The 19,387-nt window shown below is 63.2% G+C and carries 21 protein-coding genes and 1 tRNA gene; 19 read left to right on the top strand and 3 right to left on the bottom strand.

What is annotated here, in order from left to right:
• Window positions 1–15: 15 nt before the first annotated feature.
• Window positions 16–999: a S49 family peptidase gene (locus tag QBK88_RS13720; protein ID WP_277962423.1), complete on the top strand. Its 984-nt coding sequence runs from the start codon at window positions 16–18 to the stop codon at window positions 997–999.
• A gap of 81 nt (window positions 1,000–1,080) precedes the next feature.
• Here QBK88_RS13720 and QBK88_RS13715 read toward each other — a convergent pair whose 3' ends face one another.
• The gene (locus QBK88_RS13715) at window positions 1,081–1,659 is read right to left on the bottom strand and encodes a Maf family protein (RefSeq protein WP_277962510.1); all 579 of its coding nucleotides are present in this window, start codon (window positions 1,657–1,659) and stop codon (window positions 1,081–1,083) included.
• 94 nt (window positions 1,660–1,753) lie between these two features.
• Here QBK88_RS13715 and QBK88_RS13710 point away from each other — a divergent pair, with 94 nt between their 5' ends.
• The 17 genes from QBK88_RS13710 to QBK88_RS13630 all read left to right on the top strand — a co-directional run bounded on the left by QBK88_RS13710 (window position 1,754) and on the right by QBK88_RS13630 (window position 14,773).
• Window positions 1,754–2,281 carry a YceD family protein gene (locus tag QBK88_RS13710; RefSeq protein ID WP_268149671.1) on the top strand — a complete coding sequence of 176 codons (528 nt, stop codon included), beginning with the start codon at window positions 1,754–1,756 and terminating at the stop codon, window positions 2,279–2,281.
• Between the two features lie 13 nt (window positions 2,282–2,294).
• Window positions 2,295–2,477 carry a 50S ribosomal protein L32 gene (gene rpmF / locus QBK88_RS13705; protein ID WP_008375086.1) on the top strand — a complete coding sequence of 61 codons (183 nt, stop codon included), beginning with the start codon at window positions 2,295–2,297 and terminating at the stop codon, window positions 2,475–2,477.
• A 3-nt stretch (window positions 2,478–2,480) separates the two neighbouring features.
• Window positions 2,481–3,491: a phosphate acyltransferase PlsX gene (plsX, locus tag QBK88_RS13700; RefSeq protein ID WP_277962422.1), complete on the top strand. Its 1,011-nt coding sequence runs from the start codon at window positions 2,481–2,483 to the stop codon at window positions 3,489–3,491.
• A 127-nt stretch (window positions 3,492–3,618) separates the two neighbouring features.
• The gene (fabD, locus tag QBK88_RS13695; protein ID WP_277962421.1) at window positions 3,619–4,557 is read left to right on the top strand and encodes an ACP S-malonyltransferase; all 939 of its coding nucleotides are present in this window, start codon (window positions 3,619–3,621) and stop codon (window positions 4,555–4,557) included.
• A 20-nt stretch (window positions 4,558–4,577) separates the two neighbouring features.
• Window positions 4,578–5,318: a 3-oxoacyl-ACP reductase FabG gene (gene fabG / locus QBK88_RS13690; RefSeq protein WP_268149675.1), complete on the top strand. Its 741-nt coding sequence runs from the start codon at window positions 4,578–4,580 to the stop codon at window positions 5,316–5,318.
• Between the two features lie 197 nt (window positions 5,319–5,515).
• A complete protein-coding gene (acpP, locus tag QBK88_RS13685) occupies window positions 5,516–5,752 on the top strand; it encodes an acyl carrier protein (protein ID WP_003175607.1) in 237 nt (78 codons plus the stop codon).
• Between the two features lie 110 nt (window positions 5,753–5,862).
• The gene (gene fabF / locus QBK88_RS13680) at window positions 5,863–7,107 is read left to right on the top strand and encodes a beta-ketoacyl-ACP synthase II (RefSeq protein ID WP_277962420.1); all 1,245 of its coding nucleotides are present in this window, start codon (window positions 5,863–5,865) and stop codon (window positions 7,105–7,107) included.
• A complete protein-coding gene (pabC, locus tag QBK88_RS13675; RefSeq protein ID WP_277962419.1) occupies window positions 7,107–7,922 on the top strand; it encodes an aminodeoxychorismate lyase in 816 nt (271 codons plus the stop codon). The genes fabF and pabC overlap by 1 nt, the downstream gene beginning before the upstream one ends.
• 3 nt (window positions 7,923–7,925) lie before the next feature.
• The gene (gene mltG / locus QBK88_RS13670) at window positions 7,926–9,077 is read left to right on the top strand and encodes an endolytic transglycosylase MltG (protein ID WP_277962418.1); all 1,152 of its coding nucleotides are present in this window, start codon (window positions 7,926–7,928) and stop codon (window positions 9,075–9,077) included.
• Complete coding sequence (tmk, locus tag QBK88_RS13665) at window positions 9,074–9,706, top strand: dTMP kinase (RefSeq protein WP_277962417.1); 633 nt, start codon at window positions 9,074–9,076, stop codon at window positions 9,704–9,706. The genes mltG and tmk overlap by 4 nt, the downstream gene beginning before the upstream one ends.
• Window positions 9,699–10,685 carry a DNA polymerase III subunit delta' gene (locus QBK88_RS13660; protein WP_277962416.1) on the top strand — a complete coding sequence of 329 codons (987 nt, stop codon included), beginning with the start codon at window positions 9,699–9,701 and terminating at the stop codon, window positions 10,683–10,685. Before tmk ends, QBK88_RS13660 begins: the two co-directional genes overlap by 8 nt.
• Window positions 10,686–10,746: 61 nt before the next feature.
• Entirely contained in the window at window positions 10,747–11,103 is a 357-nt protein-coding gene (locus tag QBK88_RS13655) for a PilZ domain-containing protein (RefSeq protein WP_027977476.1), read from the top strand.
• Between the two features lie 14 nt (window positions 11,104–11,117).
• Entirely contained in the window at window positions 11,118–11,897 is a 780-nt protein-coding gene (locus tag QBK88_RS13650) for a TatD family hydrolase (RefSeq protein ID WP_277962415.1), read from the top strand.
• Window positions 11,898–12,283: 386 nt separating this feature from the next.
• Entirely contained in the window at window positions 12,284–12,922 is a 639-nt protein-coding gene (locus QBK88_RS13645) for a TetR/AcrR family transcriptional regulator (RefSeq protein WP_158155969.1), read from the top strand.
• A gap of 134 nt (window positions 12,923–13,056) precedes the next feature.
• Window positions 13,057–13,662 carry a DUF4823 domain-containing protein gene (locus QBK88_RS13640; protein WP_277962414.1) on the top strand — a complete coding sequence of 202 codons (606 nt, stop codon included), beginning with the start codon at window positions 13,057–13,059 and terminating at the stop codon, window positions 13,660–13,662.
• Between the two features lie 19 nt (window positions 13,663–13,681).
• Window positions 13,682–14,251, top strand: coding sequence for a DUF1285 domain-containing protein (locus QBK88_RS13635; protein ID WP_277962413.1), 570 nt, complete (start codon window positions 13,682–13,684; stop codon window positions 14,249–14,251).
• A 117-nt stretch (window positions 14,252–14,368) separates the two neighbouring features.
• On the top strand, window positions 14,369–14,773 hold the full coding sequence (locus QBK88_RS13630) for a cupin domain-containing protein (RefSeq protein WP_277962412.1): 405 nt from the start codon (window positions 14,369–14,371) through the stop codon (window positions 14,771–14,773).
• 76 nt (window positions 14,774–14,849) lie between these two features.
• Here QBK88_RS13630 and QBK88_RS13625 read toward each other — a convergent pair.
• Both QBK88_RS13625 and QBK88_RS13620 read right to left on the bottom strand, forming a co-directional pair.
• Window positions 14,850–14,925 (bottom strand) — tRNA-Asn (locus QBK88_RS13625).
• Between the two features lie 70 nt (window positions 14,926–14,995).
• Window positions 14,996–16,192 carry an amino acid aminotransferase gene (locus tag QBK88_RS13620; RefSeq protein ID WP_277962411.1) on the bottom strand — a complete coding sequence of 399 codons (1,197 nt, stop codon included), beginning with the start codon at window positions 16,190–16,192 and terminating at the stop codon, window positions 14,996–14,998.
• 328 nt (window positions 16,193–16,520) lie between these two features.
• On the opposite strand from QBK88_RS13620, the gene uvrB reads away from it, so the two are divergent.
• Window positions 16,521–18,536, top strand: coding sequence for an excinuclease ABC subunit UvrB (gene uvrB, locus QBK88_RS13615; protein ID WP_277962410.1), 2,016 nt, complete (start codon window positions 16,521–16,523; stop codon window positions 18,534–18,536).
• Window positions 18,537–19,387: the final 851 nt, after the last annotated feature.

Below are 19,387 nucleotides of genomic sequence, written 5' to 3'. Positions count from 1 at the left end.
CAAGGGAGCTGAACGATGTCTGATGAATGGAAAGCGCCCGACGCCGAAAAGCGCAGCGATGATAAAAGCTGGCAGTTGCTGGAGCGCACGCTCCAGGCCAATGTGATCGAGCACCGGCGCACCCGGCGCTGGGGCATTTTCTTCAAGCTGCTGACCTTCATTTACCTGTTCTTCGCCCTGGCCATGTTCACGCCCCTGATGGACATGGAAAAGAGCGCGACCCGCGGTGACCACTACACGGCGCTGATCGAAGTGCGCGGCATGATCGCCGACCAGGAGGCCGCCAGCGCCGACAACATCATTGGCAGCCTGCGCGCGGCCTTCAAGGACCCCAAGGTCAAGGCCGTGGTGCTGCGCATCAACAGCCCGGGCGGTAGCCCCGTGCAGGCTGGCTACGTGGTCGATGAGATTCGTCGCCTGCGCAAGGAGCATCCTGATACCAAGCTGTATGCGGTGATCAGTGACCTGGGTGCATCGGGCGCCTACTACATCGCCAGCGCCGCTGATCAGATTTACGCCGACAAGGCCAGCCTGGTGGGCTCCATCGGGGTCACGGCGGCCGGGTACGGGTTCGTGGGCACCATGGACAAGTTGGGCGTGGAGCGTCGTGCGTATACGTCGGGTGAGCACAAGTCGTTCCTTGATCCCTTCCAGCCGGCCAAGCCGGATGAGACGAAGTTCTGGCAGGGGGTGCTGGACACCACTCACAACCAGTTCATCAGTGTGGTCAAGCAGGGGCGTGGTGACCGCTTGAAGGATAAGGAGCATCCGGAACTGTTCTCAGGCTTGATCTGGTCCGGTGAGCAGGCGCTGCCGCTGGGCTTGATCGATGGCCTGGGCAACGCCAGCTCGGTGGCGCGTGACGTGGTCGGTGAGAAAGAACTGGTCGACTTCACTGTCGAAGACTCGGCCCTTGATCGCTTCTCCAAGAAGCTGGGGGCCAGCGTGGCCGAGAAGCTGGCGATCTACATGGGCTTCAACGGCCCGTCCTTGCGCTGACCGAATGGTCTTGGGTGTTGCTTGCGTGGGGCCGAGCTTCGCCCGGTCCCGCAGGGGTGAGTTCCTGCATTTGCTGGGGTGTCAGGGCACCTGCACCCCTTCCTGCAACAGCATATCCACCAGGCGAATCAACGGCAGCCCCACCAGGCTCGTCGCGTCCGGCCCGTGAGTGCTTTGAAACAGGCTCACGCCCAGCCCCTCTGCCTTGAAGCTGCCTGCACAGTCATAAGGCTGCTCGGCCCTCAGGTAGCGCTGGATGGTCGCCAGGTCCAGCTCGCGCATGTGTACGGTAAAAGGGATGCAATCGACCTGGCACTGCCCTGTGGCGCTGTTGAGCAGGGCCAGCCCGGTAAGGAAGGTCACGCTGGTGCCGCTGGCTTCCAGCAGTTGCGTGCAGGCGTTGTCGAAGGTGTGCGGCTTGCCCAGGATCTGTTCGCCCAATACGGCCACCTGGTCGGAGCCTATGATGAGGTGGCCCGGGTGGCTGGATGCCAGCGCTTGGGCTTTCTGCTCGGCCAGGCGCTTGACCAGGGTTTCGGCGGGCTCGTCCGGCAAGCGGCTTTCGTCGATATCGGGCGAGGCGCAAATGAACGGCAGGTGCAGGCGGGCCAGCAATTCCCGGCGGTACGGCGAGCTTGAGGCGAGTAGCAAGGGCTGCATGGCGGTCTCCTGAAGATGAACGGTCATTCTATCATTGCCTTGAGACCTAATTTCCTTTGACAGGGGAGGGGGTCGTCCCTAGAATGCTGCGCCTATGTTGAATGACCCGATTCCACCTCACGTTGACCCGCGCAAATTGGCCGATCGTGGCGTAACCCTAGAAGGTTCGCTGCCATTATCCGATTTGGAGAGACTCTGCGACCCGCTTTCCGATAACGTCGGTACGGTGCAGGCTAAATTCGTTTTCGAACGAGACGAGCGAAAGGCAGTGGTTATACACAGCCATCTCGACGTCGAAGTCAAGATGGTTTGCCAGCGTTGTCTTGAGCTGGTGACCCTGCCGATCCACAGCGAATGCAGTTACGCTGTGGTGAAGGAGGGTGCGAACACCCAGTCGTTACCGAAAGGTTATGACGTGCTGGAACTGGGCGAAGATCCTTTGGATCTGCAGGCATTGATCGAGGAGGAGCTTCTGCTCGCCTTGCCCATTGTGCCTGCTCATCATCCGGAAGAATGCCAGCAGCCGGCGGGCACAGATGAGCCCGAGCCGAGCGAGGACGAGGTAACGCGGTCCAACCCGTTCAGTGTATTGGCGCAGTTAAAGCGTGACCCAAACGTTTAGGAGTTAATCAATTATGGCTGTTCAGCAGAACAAAAAATCCCGCTCTGCCCGTGACATGCGCCGTTCGCACGACGCCCTGTCGGCTAGCACCCTGTCGGTCGAAAAGACCACCGGTGAAGTACACCTGCGTCACCACGTATCGCCAGAAGGCGTATACCGTGGCCGTAAAGTGATCGACAAGGGCGCTGACGAGTAATCCTTGTCCGCTCAAGTCATCGCGATTGACGCAATGGGCGGGGACTTCGGTCCCCGCAGCATTGTCCAGGCCAGCCTCGCCTGCCTGTCTGCTACCCCCTCGTTGTACCTGACCCTCGTCGGTCACCCACTCCTTCTAGAAGAACTGATTGCCAGCCAGCCCGGTGTGGATCGCTCGCGCCTGCAGATTGCCGCGGCCAGTGAAGTCATCGGCATGGATGAACGGCCTTCCCAGGCGTTGCGCGGCAAGCCGGATTCCTCCATGCGTGTGGCGCTGGAACTGTTGCGTGATGGCAAGGTTCAGGCCTGTGTCAGTGCTGGCAACACCGGTGCGCTGATGGCGTTGTCGCGCCATGTGCTCAAGACGCTGCCGGGTATTGATCGGCCGGCCATGGTGGCAGCCATCCCCACCCAGGTGGGCACGTGCCAGTTGCTGGACCTGGGCGCCAACGTCGATTGCAGTGCCGACAACCTGTTCCAGTTCGCGGTAATGGGCTCGGTGGCGGCGCAGGCGCTGGGCGTCGTGCGCCCCCGCGTGGCGCTGTTGAACGTGGGTACCGAGGACATCAAGGGCAACCAGCAGGTCAAGCTGGCGGCCAGCCTGCTTCAAGGCGCCAAGGGCTTGAACTACATCGGCTTCATCGAAGGCGATGGGTTGTACCGCGGCGAAGCGGACGTGGTGGTGTGCGACGGTTTTGTCGGCAATATCCTGCTCAAGTCCAGCGAAGGCCTGGCTACCATGATCAGCGGGCGCATCGAGGCATTGTTCAAGAACAACCTCATGTCCCGTGCCGTGGGGGCGCTGGCGCTGCCGCTGCTCAAACGTCTGCAGGCTGACCTGGCACCTGCCCGGCACAACGGCGCAAGCTTTCTGGGGTTGCAGGGTATCGTGGTGAAAAGCCATGGATCTGCCGGGGTTCAGGGCTTTCAGAGTGCCATTTCCCGCGCGCTGGTCGAGATTCAGGAAAACCTTCCGCAGCGCTTGCATGGGCGGCTGGAGGAGCTGTTGCTTTAGGCAGATCCGCCAAGGAGTGCTTAAATGTGACCACCCGGTTCTATCTGTCATCCAACTGTCAGTTTCTTGCGTTCAACTTCGGTTGCACGTCAATTCTCCGACGACAAGATCATTAAGGGCTTGTTAAATGTCTGCATCCCTCGCATTTGTCTTTCCAGGGCAAGGTTCCCAGTCCCTGGGCATGCTCGCCGAGCTGGGCGCCCAGTACCCGCTTGTGCTGGAAACGTTCAAGGAAGCTTCCGACGCGCTGGGTTACGACCTGTGGGCGTTGATCCAGGAAGGTCCGGTCGAAAGCCTCAATCAGACTGACAAGACCCAGCCCGCCATCCTGGCCGCCTCGGTGGCCCTGTGGCGCCTGTGGCTGGCCGAGGGCGGCGAAAAGCCGGCCTTCGTCGCCGGTCACAGCTTGGGCGAGTACAGCGCGTTGGTGGCTGCTGGCTGCCTGTCGCTGGGCGACGCGGTCAAGCTGGTGGAGCGCCGCGGTCAACTGATGCAGGAGGCCGTTCCGGCCGGCCAGGGCGCCATGGCGGCGATCCTGGGCCTGGACGATGCCGTGGTGGTCAATGCCTGCACCGAAGCGGCCCAGGGCGAAGTGGTCAGCGCGGTGAACTTCAACTCCCCTGGCCAGGTGGTGATCGCCGGCGCGAAAGCGGCCGTGGAACGCGCCATCGAGCTGTGCAAGGCCGCTGGTGCCAAGCGCGCCATGCCGTTGCCGGTCAGCGTGCCGTCGCACTGCGCGCTGATGAAGCCCGCCGCCGAGCGGTTCGCCGAATCCATCAACGCCATCGACTGGCAAGTGCCGCAGATCCCGGTGGTGCAGAACGTCAGCGCCGCCGTGCCGGCCGACCTCGACACCCTCAAGCGCGACCTGCTGGAACAGCTGTACAAGCCGGTTCGCTGGGTCGAGTCGGTGCAGTTCCTGGCCGCCCAGGGTGCGCCACGCCTGGTCGAATGCGGCCCGGGCAAGGTCCTGGCTGGCCTGAACAAGCGCTGCGCCGAGGGCGTGAGCACTGAAAACCTGAATACCCCAGACGCCTTCGCCGCCGCCCGCGCGGCGCAGGCCTGATACAGATAGGAGAAGCCTGCATGAGCCTGCAAGGTAAAGTCGCACTGGTTACCGGCGCAAGCCGTGGCATTGGCCAGGCCATCGCCCTGGAACTGGGCCGCATGGGCGCTACCGTCATCGGTACCGCCACCTCGGCTTCCGGTGCCGAGCGCATTGCCGCCACCCTCAAGGAAAATGGCGTGCAGGGCACCGGCCTCGAGCTGAATGTGACCAGCGACGAATCCGTCGCCGCAGTCCTGGCTGCCATCACCGAACAGTTCGGTGCCCCTGCCATTCTGGTCAACAACGCCGGCATCACCCGCGACAATCTGATGCTGCGCATGAAGGACGACGAATGGCATGATGTCATCGATACGAACCTCAACAGCCTGTACCGGCTGTCCAAGGGCGTGCTGCGCGGCATGACCAAGGCACGCTGGGGTCGTATCATCAGCATTGGTTCGGTCGTCGGTGCCATGGGCAACGTCGGCCAGGTCAACTACGCTGCCGCCAAGGCGGGCCTGGAGGGCTTCAGCCGCGCGCTGGCCCGTGAAGTCGGCTCGCGTGCGATCACGGTCAACTCGGTGGCCCCTGGCTTCATCGACACCGACATGACCCGTGAACTGCCCGAAGCGCAGCGTGAAGCCTTGCAGACCCAGATTCCCCTGGGTCGCCTGGGCCAGGCCGAAGAAATCGCGAAAGTGGTGGCTTTCCTGGCCTCGGAAGGTGCAGCCTATGTCACCGGTGCTACTATCCCGGTGAACGGCGGCATGTACATGTAAGTGAAATGTGACGGATTGCTTCAAAAAAATGTCATACGTGCTGTCTAAAATCCGTTATAAAGCTGCAACCAAATTCTAGACAGCGGGCAGGTGTGATCGGGTGGTGACGCTTTCAGCTTGAAATGCCGAAGCCTTCCTATAAACTTACACACCGGCCAGCTGCCTGACTTATGTCCATTTAGGAGTGAAAACAAGGTATGAGCACCATCGAAGAACGCGTCAAGAAAATCGTCGCCGAGCAACTGGGCGTTAAAGAAGAAGAAGTCGTGAACACTGCTTCCTTCGTTGAAGATCTGGGTGCCGATTCCCTTGACACCGTTGAGCTGGTGATGGCTCTGGAAGAGGAATTCGAGACTGAAATCCCTGACGAAGAAGCTGAGAAAATCACTACTGTTCAAGCCGCTATCGATTACGTCACCAGCCACCAGGCTTAAGACTGTGTAATCGCAGCTTCTTGCATGGAAAAACCGCACTGCCATTGCTGGCGTGCGGTTTTTTCTTTAGATGAGACGTAAAGAGTTGTTCCTAGAATAAGGAGAGCGCTGTGTCGCGTAGACGCGTCGTGGTCACCGGTATGGGTATGCTGTCGCCACTGGGCACGGACGTGCCGAGCAGTTGGCAGGGCATTCTGGCTGGCCGCAGTGGCATTGGTCTGATCGAGCATACCGACCTTTCTGCCTACTCCACCCGTTTTGGCGGCTCGGTCAAAGGCTTCAACGTCGAGGAGTACCTGTCGGTCAAGGAAGCCCGCAAGCTCGACCTGTTCATTCAGTACGGCCTGGCGGCCGGTTTTCAAGCCGTGCGTAACGCCGGCCTGGAAGTGACCGATGCCAACCGTGAGCGCATTGGCGTGGCCATGGGCTCGGGTATCGGCGGGCTGACCAACATCGAGGAAACCTGCAAGATCCTGCACGCCTCCGGGCCCCGTCGGATTTCGCCGTTCTTCGTGCCGGGTTCGATCATCAACATGATTTCCGGTTTCCTGTCCATCCACCTGGGTGTGCAGGGGCCTAACTATGCCATCGCCACGGCGTGCACTACCGGCACCCACTGCATCGGCATGGCTGCGCGCAACATCGCTTACGGCGAAGCCGACGTGATGATCGCCGGCGGCGCCGAGATGGCGGCCTGTGGCCTGGGCATGGGCGGCTTCGGTGCCTCGCGCGCGCTGTCCACCCGCAATGACGAGCCTACCCGGGCCAGCCGCCCGTGGGACAAGGGCCGTGATGGCTTCGTATTGTCCGACGGCGCCGGCGCGCTGGTGCTCGAAGAGCTGGAGCATGCCAAGGCCCGTGGCGCGACCATCTACGCCGAGCTGATCGGTTTTGGCATGAGCGGCGACGCCTACCACATGACCTCGCCGCCCGAAGATGGCGCCGGCGCGGCACGCTGCATGGCCAACGCCCTGCGCGATGCCGGTGTCAATGGCAGCGACGTGCAGTACATCAATGCCCACGGCACCTCGACTTCGGCCGGCGACCTGGCGGAAGCGTCGGCGATCAAGTCGGTGTTCGGCGACCACGCCTACCAGCTGGCGGTCAGTTCGACCAAATCGATGACCGGTCACCTGCTGGGTGCCGCGGGCGCGGTGGAAGCGATCTTCAGTGTCCTGGCCATCAACAGCCAGGTCGCGCCGCCCACCATCAACCTGGACGAGCCCGATGAAGGCTGCGACCTGGACTTCGTCCCGCATCAGGCGCGCAACATGCCCATCGATGTGGTGCTGTCCAACTCGTTCGGCTTTGGTGGTACCAACGGCTCGCTGGTGTTCCGCCGGTTCAACGGTTGATGTTCAGTTGGGTCGACGGCCAGCCGGCCGACACCCTCGCGGTGAAGAACCGGGGGCTGGCCTACGGCGATGGGTTGTTCGAAACCATCGCTGTCACGTCGGGCAAGCCGGTTCTGCTGGCGCGTCACCTGCACCGCCTGGCGGAAGGTGGTGCGCGCCTTGCGATTGCCCTGGATGTCGGCCTGGTGGAGGGCGAACTGCTGGCCGCGGCCGCGCAGCTGGGTGAAGGCGTGCTCAAGCTCGTCGTCACCCGCGGCGATAGCCAGCGGGGTTACGCCGCCGATCCCCTGGCGCCACCCCGGCGCCTGGTGCTGGGCAACCCGCCCGTTGCCTACCCCGTTTCCTATGCCGAGCAGGGCGTTCGCCTGTTCGACTGCCAGACCCGCCTGGCCGAGCAGCCGTTGCTCGCCGGCCTCAAGCACCTCAACCGTCTGGAGCAGGTGCTGGCGCGCGGCGAATGGAGCAGCCCGGATTTTGCCGAAGGCCTGATGCGCGATACCTCCGGTCGGTTGATCGAAGGTGTTTTCAGCAACCTGTTTCTGGTGCACGACGGCCACCTGCTGACCGCCGACCTGAGCCGCTGTGGCGTGGCGGGCGTGATGCGTGCCGAACTGCTGGCCCAGGCCGAACGCCTGGGCATCAGCGTGCAGGTGCGCGACCTGTGGCCGGCCGACCTCGAGCGCGCTGACGAGGTCTTTGTCTGCAACAGCGTGTACGGGATCTGGCCTGTGTATGCTTTTGTTTCCCTGAACTGGTCTGCCGGGCCGCTCACCCGTAAACTGCAGAGCCTTGCCCGCGCAGTATTGGATGTGTGATTCGTGAGACGTAAATTCTTGGTGCTGCTGGAAACCCTGGTGATTCTGGCAGGCCTTACCCTGGGTGCCGCTGCCTGGAAGGTGCACAGCGCACTTGAGCAAACCCTGAACGTCAGCCAGGAAGAGCTGCTGGATGTGCCCGCCGGCTCCACCCCGACCGGTACCTTCAACCGCATGCAGGCCAAGGGCACGTTGCGTGATGCTCTGTGGCTGCGCCTGTACTGGCGTTTCAACCTGGCCGGCCAACCGCTGCACAGCGGCGAGTACCGCCTGACGCCCGGCATGACCCTGCAGGACCTGCTGGGCGTATGGAAGCGCGGTGAAGTGGTGCAGTACAACCTGACCCTGGTGGAAGGCTGGAACTTCCGCCAGGTGCGCGCCGCTTTGGACAAGCAGGAAAAGCTCAAGCACACCCTGGCCGGCCTCAGCGACGCCGAAGTCATGACCCGCCTGGGCCACGAAGGCGTGTTCCCCGAAGGGCGTTTCTTCCCTGACACCTACAAGTACGTGCGCGGCGTGACCGACGCCGACTTGCTGGGCCAGGCCTACAGCCGCCTGGACGAAGTGCTGGCCAAGGAGTGGACCGACCGCGCCCCCGAGGCCCCGTACACCGAGCCCTACCAGGCGCTGATCATGGCGTCCCTGGTGGAAAAGGAAACCGGTGTGCCGCAGGAACGCGCCGAGATCGCCGGTGTGTTCGTGCGCCGTCTGCAGACCGGGATGCTGTTGCAGACCGACCCCACCGTGATCTACGGCATGGGCGAACGCTACACCGGCAAGCTGACCCGCGCCGACCTTCACGAGGCCACGCCCTACAACACCTACACCAACGCCGGGCTGCCGCCGACGCCGATCGCCATGGTCGGTCGCGAGGCGCTGCACGCGGCCCTGAACCCAGCCAGCGGCACCAGCCTGTATTTCGTCGCCCGTGGCGACGGCAGTCATGTGTTTTCCGATGACCTGGAAGCCCATAACAACGCCGTGCGCGAATTTCAGCTCAAGCGCCGCGCCGACTACCGCTCCAGCCCCGCGCCCGTGCCGCTGCCGGCACCGCAGCCGGGCCAGGAGCAGGGCACTCAGCCCCCGGGCAGCCCTGACACGGCCACGGACAACAGCGCCGATGCGCCCCATGATTCTCAGAAGGACAGCCAGTGACCGGTTTATTCATCACCCTAGAAGGGCCCGAAGGCGCGGGCAAGAGCACCAACCGCGAGTACCTGGCCGAACGCCTGCGCGCTGCCGGGCTGGACGTGGTGCTGACCCGTGAACCCGGCGGCACGCCGCTGGCCGAGCGCATTCGCGAATTGCTGCTGGCCCCCAGCGACGAAGCCATGCACGCCGACACCGAGCTGCTGCTGGTGTTCGCTGCCCGCGCCCAGCACCTGAGCGAAGTGATTCGCCCGGCGCTGGCGCGCGGCGCGGTGGTGCTGTGCGACCGTTTCACGGACGCCACCTACGCCTACCAGGGCGGCGGCCGCGGCCTCAGCCAGGCGCGCATCGCCAGCCTCGAAGATTTCGTTCAGGGCAGCCTGCGCCCCGACCTGACCCTGGTGTTCGACCTGCCGGTGGAAGTCGGCCTGGCTCGCGCCACCGCCCGCGGCCGCCTGGACCGTTTCGAACAGGAAGGGCGCGCCTTCTTCGAGGCTGTGCGCAACACCTACCTGGCCCGTGCCCAGGCTGCGCCAGAGCGCTACACCCTGGTCAACGCGGCGCTGACCCTGGCCGAAGTACAGCAGCAACTGGACGGCCTGCTGCCGGCCATCGAGGCACGCTGCCGTGGCTGAGGCCTACCCGTGGCAAGACAGCCTCTGGCAGCACCTGGCCGGCCGTAGCCAGCACGCCCACGCCTATTTGCTGCATGGCCCCCAGGGTATCGGCAAGCGCGCCCTGGCCGAGCGCCTGATGGCGTTGCTGCTGTGCCAGCACCCGGTGGGTCTGGCGGCCTGTGGCCAGTGCAAATCCTGCCACCTGCTGGCCGCGGGCAGCCATCCGGACAATTACATTCTGGAGCCGGAAGAGGCCGACAAGGCCATCAAGGTCGACCAGGTACGCGACCTGGTCGGTTTCGTGGTGCAGACCGCGCAGTTGGGCGGGCGCAAGGTAGTACTGATCGAGCCGGTGGAGGCGATGAACATCAACGCTGCCAACGCCTTGCTCAAAAGCCTCGAAGAGCCGTCTGGCAATACCGTGCTGCTGCTGGTCAGCCATCAGCCCAGCCGTTTGCTGCCGACCATCAAGAGCCGCTGCGTGCAGCAGGCCTGTCCGCTGCCCAGCCACGCCATGAGCCTGGCGTGGCTGGGCACGGCACTGCCGGATAGCAGTGACGAACAGCGCGAGGACCTGCTGACCCTGGCCGCGGGGTCGCCCCTGGTGGCGGTCAGCTTGCAGGCCCAGGGCGTGGTCGAACAGCGGGCACTGGTGGTCGAGGGCGTGAAGAAACTGCTCAAGCAGCAGGCCTCGCCCACCCAGTTGGCCGAAAGCTGGAACGCCATCCCGTTGTTGCTGCTGTTCGACTGGTTCTGCGACTGGTCCAACCTGATCCTGCGTTACCAGTTGACGCAGGATGAGGAGGGGTTAGGCTTGCAGGACATGCGCAAGGTGGTGCAGTACCTGGCGCAGAAGAGTGGGCAGGGCAAGGTACTGGCGGTGCAGGACTGGATTCTCGCTCAGCGCCAGAAGGTGCTGTCCAAGGCTAACCTCAACCGTGTGCTGTTGCTCGAAGCGTTGCTGGTGTCCTGGGCGGGTCTGCCCGGCCAGGCATGAAAAAGCGTGGCGGGGCGCGCCCAGGCGGGCCCTTGCAACCAGGCGCAATCAAGGAGTACTCATGAATCAGCCAGTCAGTCCCGGCCCGCGCAACGGCATCCTGTCCCTGACCATCAAGGACAAGTCGGTGCTCTACGCAGCGTACATGCCCTTCATCAAGAACGGCGGGCTGTTCATTCCCACCACCAAGAGCTACAAGCTGGGTGATGAGTTGTTCATGCTGCTGAACCTGATGGATGAGCCGGAAAAGATCCCGGTGGCCGGCCGTGTGGCCTGGATCACCCCCAAGGGCGCCCAGGGCAACCGTGCCGCGGGCGTCGGCGTGCAGTTCAACGATGGTGACAACACTGCGCGCAACAAGATCGAAACCTACCTGGCGGGCGCCATCAAGTCCGACCGCCCCACCCATACGATGTAAGTTGCCCAATGCCCATGCTTGTCGATTCCCACTGCCACCTCGATCGTCTGGACCTGGCCCAGCACGACGGTTCCCTTGATGCGGCCCTGCAGGCAGCCCGTGACCGCGGGGTAGGGCACTTCCTGTGCATCGGCGTCAGCGCCGACAACGCCGGCGCCGTCAAGGCCCTGGCCGAGCGCTACAGCGACGTGGACTGCTCGGTCGGTATCCACCCCCTTGACCTCAAGCCCGGTGAAGCCCCGGCGCTGCAGTGGCTGCTGGACGAACTGGACCACCCCCGCGTGGTGGCCATCGGCGAAACCGGCCTGGACTACCACTACGAGCCGGAAGCGGCCGAGCTGCAGCAGGCCTCGTTCCGCCTGCATCTGCAAGCGGCCAAGGCCACCGGCAAACCGGTGATCATCCACACCCGCGGCGCTCGCGCCGACACCCTCGAGTTGCTGCGCGAAGCGCAACTGCCCCAGGCCGGCGTGCTGCACTGTTTCACTGAAGACTGGGACATGGCCAAGGCGGCCCTGGACATGGGCTATTACATTTCCCTGTCCGGCATTGTCACCTTCCGCAACGCCGAGGCCCTGCGCGATGTGGCGCGCCAAGTGCCCGCCGATCGTCTGCTGGTGGAAACCGACTCGCCCTACCTGGCGCCTATCCCGTACCGCGGCAAGCCCAACCTGCCCCAGTACGTGCGCGAAGTCGCCGAATTCCTGGCGCTGGTCCGTGGCGAGAGCTATGAGCAACTGGCCGAACAGACCACTGCCAACTTCAAGCGTCTGTTTCCCCTGGCCCACCTGTAGGGGCAGGGCTCGCCGGAATCACAGGCAAAAAAAACCCGGGTTCTGGGGGGTGAATCCGGGTTAAGACCATTAGGAGTAAAACAAAGGCGTGCGTTCCCTTGACACCTTTATCGGCGTGTCACTTGGGGGGGTATGAGCGCGCCGACACTTCAAGTATTGGCTACCTTTCACACTATTCCACCTGTGATTGATTATTTTTTAAACAGATTTGGAATACGTCGCCGTTCATTGAGTCCGCTTGGCGAGGATGGCCGGCGGCGCGTCAAAAACTTGATGGTCAAGCCTGCCGCGCTTTGGCCAATCCTCAGTAAACGGGTTGGAACTTGCGTGCAATTTGCTGCGATTTAGGCATAATACCGGGCTTCGATTTCGATCCAGTTCATCTTATGCAGAAAGAACCTCGCAAGGTCCGTGAATTTCGTCGCCGTGAGCAGGAAATCCTCGACACCGCGCTCAAGCTGTTCCTCGACCAGGGTGAAGACAGTGTCACCGTCGAGATGATCGCGGACGCCGTGGGTATCGGCAAAGGCACGATCTACAAGCACTTCAAGTCCAAGGCGGAGATCTATCTGCGCCTGATGCTCGACTACGAGCGCGATTTGAACGAATTGCTGCACTCGGCCGACGTTGACCGCGACAAGGAAGCGCTGTCGCGCGCCTACTTCGAATTCCGCATGCGCGACCCCCAGCGTTACCGGCTGTTCGACCGCCTGGAAGAGAAGGTGGTCAAGGGCAATCAGGTGCCGGAAATGGTCGAGGAGCTGCACAAGATCCGCGCCTCGAACTTCGAACGCCTGACCTTGCTCATCAAGGGCCGCATCAGCGAGGGCAAGCTCGAAGACGTACCGCCGTACTTCCATTACTGCGCCTCGTGGGCTCTGGTACACGGCGCCGTGGCGCTGTACCACTCGCCGTTCTGGAGCAACGTGCTGGAAGACCAGGAAGGCTTCTTCCAATTCCTGATGGACATCGGCGTGCGCATGGGCAACAAGCGCAAACGCGACAGCGAGCCGACCGGCGGTTGAGGCTCCGGGGTTGCCACGGGCGAGTCCCCCTCAGCGGCTGGCCTGTGATTCACCCTTGCCTTTCCTCATTCTGGCGCAAAAGCTGCATCACGCGCCTATTCGCCGGTTTTCCGTCACCGGCCTCTGGAGGAAAGATGCGTAGCCTGGTCCTGCTGCTCGCCCTGTTGGCGCTGAGCGGCTGCATGAGTGTCAGTGACATGGGTGAAGCCACCCGCGAACAGTTGAGCGACGCCGGTGTGCTGAACCACAGCAACACCCGGCGCCTGAACAATTTCCGCCTGCAGCCCGATTCGTTCATCTACATCGGCCAGGGGGCCTTCGCCCCGCCGGGCAGTGCTTACCCAAAGCCCAATGTCGTGGCTGAAGCTGCCTTCGACGGTTTCATCCAGTACTTCCCCATGGTCCGTCGCGCCCGTGCCCCGCTGGGCCTGGAGCAAGCACTGGGTGAAGCCCGCAGCGCCGGTGCCAGCTACCTGCTGTACACCCGCTTCGCCGCTGCGGACGACCGCATCGGCAACTTCGATGAATGGTCCGACCAGGAAGCGGTCGACCGCCAGGGCGTGGACAACGGCATCATCCAGGTCATGCTGATCGAAACCAACACCCGCTACCTGATCGACAGCGCCACCATTCGCATGCGCGGCGGTCTGTTCTCGATCCACAACCAGAAGCCGGAAGATTTGCTCCAGCCACCCTTGGAGGATTACGCTCGTATCCTCCTGGGCATGAGCCGCCCCTAACGTCGTACAGGAGCACCCCATGAGTGGCACAGGCAAGGCCAATGATCTGCTGGCCCAGATCCCCAAGAGCGAAAAGGGTCTGCCGCCCGTGCACCTGTGGAACCCCGACTTCTGCGGCCACATCGACATGCGCATCGCCCGGGACGGTACCTGGTACTACCTGGGCACGCCGATAGGCCGCAAGCCGATGGTGCGGCTGTTCTCCACTATCTTGCGGCGTGATGGCGACGATTACGTGTTGGTGACCCCGGTGGAAAGGGTCGGCATCACCGTCGACGACGCGCCATTCGTAGCAGTGACCCTGGACGTGCAAGGGCAGGGCGAGGCTCAGGTGCTACGCTTCGTCACCAACGTCGAAGACAGCGTGACAGCTGACGCCGACCACCCCCTGCGGGTCGAGATCGACCCCGACACCCAGGAGCCTGCCCCGTACGTATTGGTACGCAGCAACCTGGAAGCGCTGGTGCACCGCAACGTCTTCTACCAGTTGGTGGAGCTGGCCGTGGTGCATGAACGGCAAGGGCAGCGCTGGCTAGGTGTGTGGAGCAGCGGCCAGTTCTTCCCCATCGGCCCATGCCCCGCCGATTGAGGGTTCGCTGCCATGCACTCGGCCACAATGGCTACCTGATCTTCCGCTTCATTGGCTCTTTGCCCTCGGGGTGATTGGGCCTAACTTCAACCTCATTCTCCACTCGAGGTTCCGAAGATGAAAGCCATCACCGCGCTCACCCTTGCCATCCTGTGCGCCAGCCCCCTGGCCGGCGCCCATGAGGCGGGGCATGACAACGTTGAGGTTCTGCAGCAGCAGGCGCTGCCCAACGCCCCTGGCAAACAGGCCATGATGTTGACGGTGACCTACGCCCCGGGCCAAGCCTCCGCCGCCCATAGCCACCCCGGTTCGGTCATGGCATACGTGCTCGAAGGCAGTGTGGTGTCGCAGCTGCAAGGGCAGCCACCGGTGACCTACAAGGCCGGGCAATACTGGTACGAACCCGCTGGCACCGTGCATCTGGTGTCGCGCAATGCCAGCGCCAGCCGGCCGGCCAAGCTGTTGGTGTGGGTGCTGAAGGACGAGGGGCAGCCGGTGTTGGAGCCTTACGCACCCAAATGACAGATGGGCTCAGGCCAAGGTGGGGCCATGCCCCAGAAACGACAAAGCCCCTCTGAAAGAGGGGCTTCGTGATGTTTGGCTCCGCGACCAGGACTCGAACCTGGGACCCAATGATTAACAGTCATTTGCTCTACCGACTGAGCTATCGCGGAATCTGCTGCCTATGTTACTGATTCAAAAGGGGAAGTCAACCTTTCAGTGACCTCCCGCAAAAAAATCGGATCACAGGACAGCAACAATCGCCTTGATCACTCGGTCGATGTTGCTCTGGTTCAGTGCGGCCACGCAGATGCGGCCGGTGTCCAGGGCGTAGATGCCGAAGTCGCTGCGCAGGCGCTGGGCCTGTTCGGCGGTCAGGCCCGAGTAGGAGAACATGCCACGCTGCAGGCCCACGAAACCGAAGTCACGGTTGGCGCCGGCGGCAGCCAGGCCTTCGACCATCTGGTTGCGCATGCCGCGAATGCGCAGGCGCATTTCGGCCAGTTCGGCTTCCCATTGGGCGCGCAGTTCCGGGCTGTTGAGCACGGTAGCGACGATCATGGCGCCGTGGGTAGGCGGGTTGGAGTAGTTGGTGCGGATCACGCGCTTGACCTGGGACAGGACGCGGGTGCTTTCGTCTTTTGACTCGGTGACGATCGACAGCGCGCCAACGCGCTCGCCATACAGCGAGAACGACTTGGAGAACGAGCTGGAGACGAAGAAGGTCAGGCCCGATTCGGCGAACAGGCGCACGGCGGCGGCGTCTTCGTCGATGCCATCACCAAAGCCCTGGTAGGCCATGTCCAGGAATGGCACGTGGCCCTTGGCCTTGACGGTTTCCAGGACCTGTTTCCAGTCTTGCGGGGTCAGGTCCACGCCGGTCGGGTTGTGGCAGCAGGCATGCAGCACCACGATGGAACCGTTGGGCAGTGCGTTCAGGTCTTCGAACAGGCCGGCACGGTTCACGCCATTGGTGGCGGCATCGTAGTAGCGATAGTTCTGCACTGGGAAACCGGCCGTTTCGAACAGCGCGCGGTGGTTTTCCCAGCTCGGGTCGCTGATGGCCACGGTGGCGTTGGGCGAGAGCTGCTTGAGGAAGTCGGCACCGATTTTCAGTGCGCCAGTGCCACCAACGGCCTGCACGGTGACCACGCGGCCTTCGGCCAGCAGTGGCGACTGGGCGCCGAACAGCAGTTTCTGCACGGCCTGGTCGTAGGCCGCGATGCCGTCGATCGGCAGGTAGCCACGGGCTGCGTGCTGGGCAACGCGGGCGGTCTCGGCTTCGACGACGGCGCGCAGCAGGGGAATTCGCCCCTCTTCGTTGCTGTAAACGCCTACGCCCAGGTTGATCTTGTCGGTACGGGTGTCAGCGTTGAAGGCTTCGTTGAGGCCCAGGATAGGATCGCGGGGTGCCAATTCGACAGCGGAAAACAGGCTCATTTTTACCGTAGCTCTGATTGGAGAGTGAGGGGGGTGCACAGCTCCAGACATGCACTAGAGCGGTGCACAAACGGGGAGTCAGTATAGAGATCCTTTCTGGGGCCTGCGACAGGTTGCTGCAGGTTTTCCCTGGCAAATGAGGTTTTTTTTCCGACCGTTAGTCATTTTCAAGTAGGCGCGGTCCAATAACCTTGTAGGCATCGTCTTGAAACCGGCGCAGCAAGGCCCTACTTCAGGTATAAGTACTGTCTATAAATACAGGCGTGGTTTCGCTCTGTGATCGTTTCCGTCCGCAGGCTTGATCTGGCGGATGACCAAGAGGTTCGTCATGTCCGAGTTCCAGCTCGTCACCCGTTTCCAGCCCGCCGGCGACCAGCCGGAAGCCATTCGCCAGATGGTCGAAGGTATCGAGGCCGGCCTCGCGCACCAGACTCTGCTGGGCGTGACTGGCTCGGGCAAGACCTTCAGCATCGCCAACGTGATCAACCAGGTGCAGCGCCCGACGCTGGTGCTGGCACCGAACAAGACGTTGGCCGCGCAACTGTATGGCGAGTTCAAGGCGTTCTTTCCCAATAACGCCGTGGAGTACTTCGTTTCCTACTACGACTACTACCAGCCCGAGGCATACGTGCCGTCGTCGGACACCTTCATCGAGAAGGATGCATCCATCAACGACCACATCGAGCAGATGCGGTTGTCGGCGACCAAGGCGTTGCTGGAGCGCAAGGACGCCATCATCGTCACCACCGTGTCGTGTATCTACGGCCTGGGCAGTCCAGAGACTTACCTGAAAATGGTCCTGCATGTGGACCGTGGCGACAAGCTTGACCAGCGCGCGCTGCTGCGCCGCCTGGCCGATCTGCAGTACACCCGCAACGAGATGGATTTCGCCCGTGCGACGTTCCGTGTGCGCGGTGACGTGATCGATGTGTACCCGGCCGAATCGGACCTGGAAGCCATCCGCATCGAGCTGTTCGACGATGAAGTGGAGAGCCTGTCGGCCTTCGACCCGTTGACCGGCGAAGTCATCCGCAAGCTGCCGCGTTTCACCTTTTACCCGAAGAGCCACTACGTGACGCCCCGGGAAACCCTGCTGGACGCCATCGAGGGCATCAAGGTGGAGTTGCAGGAGCGCCTGGAGTACCTGCGTGGCAAGGACAAGCTGGTAGAGGCCCAGCGCCTGGAGCAGCGCACCCGCTTCGACCTGGAGATGATCCTGGAGCTGGGTTACTGCAACGGTATCGAAAACTACTCCCGCTACCTGTCGGGCCGCCCGGCGGGCGCACCGCCGCCGACGCTGTACGACTACCTGCCGCCCGACGCGCTGCTGGTGATTGATGAATCCCACGTCAGCGTTCCCCAGGTCGGCGCCATGTACAAAGGCGACCGCTCGCGCAAGGAGACCCTGGTGGAATACGGCTTCCGGCTGCCTTCGGCGCTGGATAACCGGCCCATGCGCTTCGACGAGTGGGAGAGTGTCAGCCCGCAGACCATCTTCGTGTCGGCCACGCCCGGCCCGTACGAAGGCGAGCACGCGGGCCGCGTGATCGAGCAGGTGGTGCGGCCTACCGGCCTGGTGGACCCGCAGGTGGAAGTGCGCCCGGCCCTGACCCAGGTGGACGACTTGCTGTCGGAGATCCGCAAGCAGGTGGCCAAGGAAGAGCGGGTACTGGTCACGGTGCTGACCAAGCGCATGGCCGAAGATTTGACCGACTACCTGGCCGACCACGACGTCAAGGTGCGCTACCTGCACTCGGACATCGATACCGTGGAGCGCGTGGAGATCATCCGCGACCTGCGCCTGGGCACCTTCGACGTACTGGTGGGCATCAACCTGCTGCGTGAGGGCCTGGACATGCCCGAAGTGTCGCTGGTGACCATTCTGGATGCCGACAAGGAAGGCTTCCTGCGTTCCGAGCGCTCGTTGATCCAGACCATTGGCCGGGCTGCGCGCAACCTGAACGGCCGGGCGATTCTGTATGCCGACCGCATGACCGGTTCCATGGAGCGGGCCATCGGTGAGACCGAGCGGCGCCGCGAGAAGCAGGTGGCGTTCAACGAGGCCAACGGCATTACCCCGCAGGGGGTGTTCAAGGACGTCGCCGACATCATGGAAGGCGCTACCGTGCCGGGTTCGCGCAGCAAGAAGCGCAAGGGCATGGCCAAGGCCGCCGAGGAAAACGCCAAGTACGAAAACGAACTGCGGTCGCCGAGCGAGATCACCAAGCGTATTCGCCAGTTGGAAGAGAAGATGTACCAGTTGGCCCGCGACCTGGAGTTCGAAGCCGCGGCGCAGATGCGCGACGAAATCGCCAAGTTGCGCGAGCGGTTGCTGAGCGTCTGACGAACCGCAGCACCCGGTCCCACACGGCTGATGCCGCGTGCGGGTTTCGCGGTAGGACCGGGCGAAGCTCGGGAAGGCCACGCCGCGTTCCACCTGACGCACCGCAGCGCCCGCTTCCCGAGCTGTCGCCCGGTCCCACAGGATGGCGGCGGTTGGAATCCTTGTGGGACCGGGCGAAGCTCGGGAAGGCCACGCCGCGTTCTCCCTGACGCACCGCAGCGCCCGTTTCCCGAGCTGTCGCCCGGTCCCACAGAGGCTGGCGGCGGTGGTGGGAATTACCTTGTGGGACAGGGCGAAGCTCGGGAAGGCCACGCCGCGTTCCACCTGACGCACCGCAGCGCCCGCTTCCCGAGCTGTCGCCCGGTCCCACAGAGGATGGCGGCGGTGGTGGGAATTACCTTGTGGGACCGGGCGAAGCTCGGGAAGGCCACGCCGCGTTCCACCTGACGTGCCACAGCGCCCGCTTCCCGAGCTGTCGCCCGGTCCCACAGAGGATGGCGGCGGTGGTGGGAATTACCTTGTGGGACCGGGCGAAGCTCGGGAAGGCCACGCCGCGTTGCACCTGACGCACCACAGCGCCCGTTTCCCGAGCTGTCGCCCGGTCCCACAGAGGCTGGCGGCGGTGGTGGGAATTACCTTGTGGGACCGGGCGAAGCTCGGGAAGGCCACGCCGCGTTGCACCTGACGCACCGCGGCGCCCGCTTCCCGAGCTGTCGCCCGGTCCTACCGAGGATGGCGGCGGTGGTGGGAATTACCTTGTGGGACCGGGCGAAGCTCGGGAAGGCCACGCCGCGTTCCACCTGACGCACCGCGGCGCCCGCTTCCCGAGCTGTCGCCCGGTCCCACAGAGG

The organism is Pseudomonas sp. RIT-To-2 (assembly GCF_029623465.1).
Classification (GTDB): Bacteria; Pseudomonadota; Gammaproteobacteria; order Pseudomonadales; family Pseudomonadaceae; genus Aquipseudomonas; species Aquipseudomonas silvicola.
The sequence above is the reverse complement of the archived record's forward strand: the minus strand, read 5'-3'. Positions and strand labels throughout refer to the sequence as shown.

Coding starts and splice junctions, on each gene's coding strand:
- QBK88_RS13720 (WP_277962423.1), top strand. CDS start 16: ATGTCTGATGAATGGAAAGCGCCCGACGCCGAAAAGCGCAGCGATGAT.
- QBK88_RS13715 (WP_277962510.1), bottom strand. CDS start 1,659: ATGCAGCCCTTGCTACTCGCCTCAAGCTCGCCGTACCGCCGGGAATTG.
- QBK88_RS13710 (WP_268149671.1), top strand. CDS start 1,754: ATGTTGAATGACCCGATTCCACCTCACGTTGACCCGCGCAAATTGGCC.
- rpmF (WP_008375086.1), top strand. CDS start 2,295: ATGGCTGTTCAGCAGAACAAAAAATCCCGCTCTGCCCGTGACATGCGC.
- fabD (WP_277962421.1), top strand. CDS start 3,619: ATGTCTGCATCCCTCGCATTTGTCTTTCCAGGGCAAGGTTCCCAGTCC.
- fabG (WP_268149675.1), top strand. CDS start 4,578: ATGAGCCTGCAAGGTAAAGTCGCACTGGTTACCGGCGCAAGCCGTGGC.
- acpP (WP_003175607.1), top strand. CDS start 5,516: ATGAGCACCATCGAAGAACGCGTCAAGAAAATCGTCGCCGAGCAACTG.
- pabC (WP_277962419.1), top strand. CDS start 7,107: ATGTTCAGTTGGGTCGACGGCCAGCCGGCCGACACCCTCGCGGTGAAG.
- QBK88_RS13655 (WP_027977476.1), top strand. CDS start 10,747: ATGAATCAGCCAGTCAGTCCCGGCCCGCGCAACGGCATCCTGTCCCTG.
- QBK88_RS13650 (WP_277962415.1), top strand. CDS start 11,118: ATGCTTGTCGATTCCCACTGCCACCTCGATCGTCTGGACCTGGCCCAG.
- QBK88_RS13645 (WP_158155969.1), top strand. CDS start 12,284: ATGCAGAAAGAACCTCGCAAGGTCCGTGAATTTCGTCGCCGTGAGCAG.
- QBK88_RS13640 (WP_277962414.1), top strand. CDS start 13,057: ATGCGTAGCCTGGTCCTGCTGCTCGCCCTGTTGGCGCTGAGCGGCTGC.
- QBK88_RS13635 (WP_277962413.1), top strand. CDS start 13,682: ATGAGTGGCACAGGCAAGGCCAATGATCTGCTGGCCCAGATCCCCAAG.
- QBK88_RS13630 (WP_277962412.1), top strand. CDS start 14,369: ATGAAAGCCATCACCGCGCTCACCCTTGCCATCCTGTGCGCCAGCCCC.
- QBK88_RS13620 (WP_277962411.1), bottom strand. CDS start 16,192: ATGAGCCTGTTTTCCGCTGTCGAATTGGCACCCCGCGATCCTATCCTG.
- uvrB (WP_277962410.1), top strand. CDS start 16,521: ATGTCCGAGTTCCAGCTCGTCACCCGTTTCCAGCCCGCCGGCGACCAG.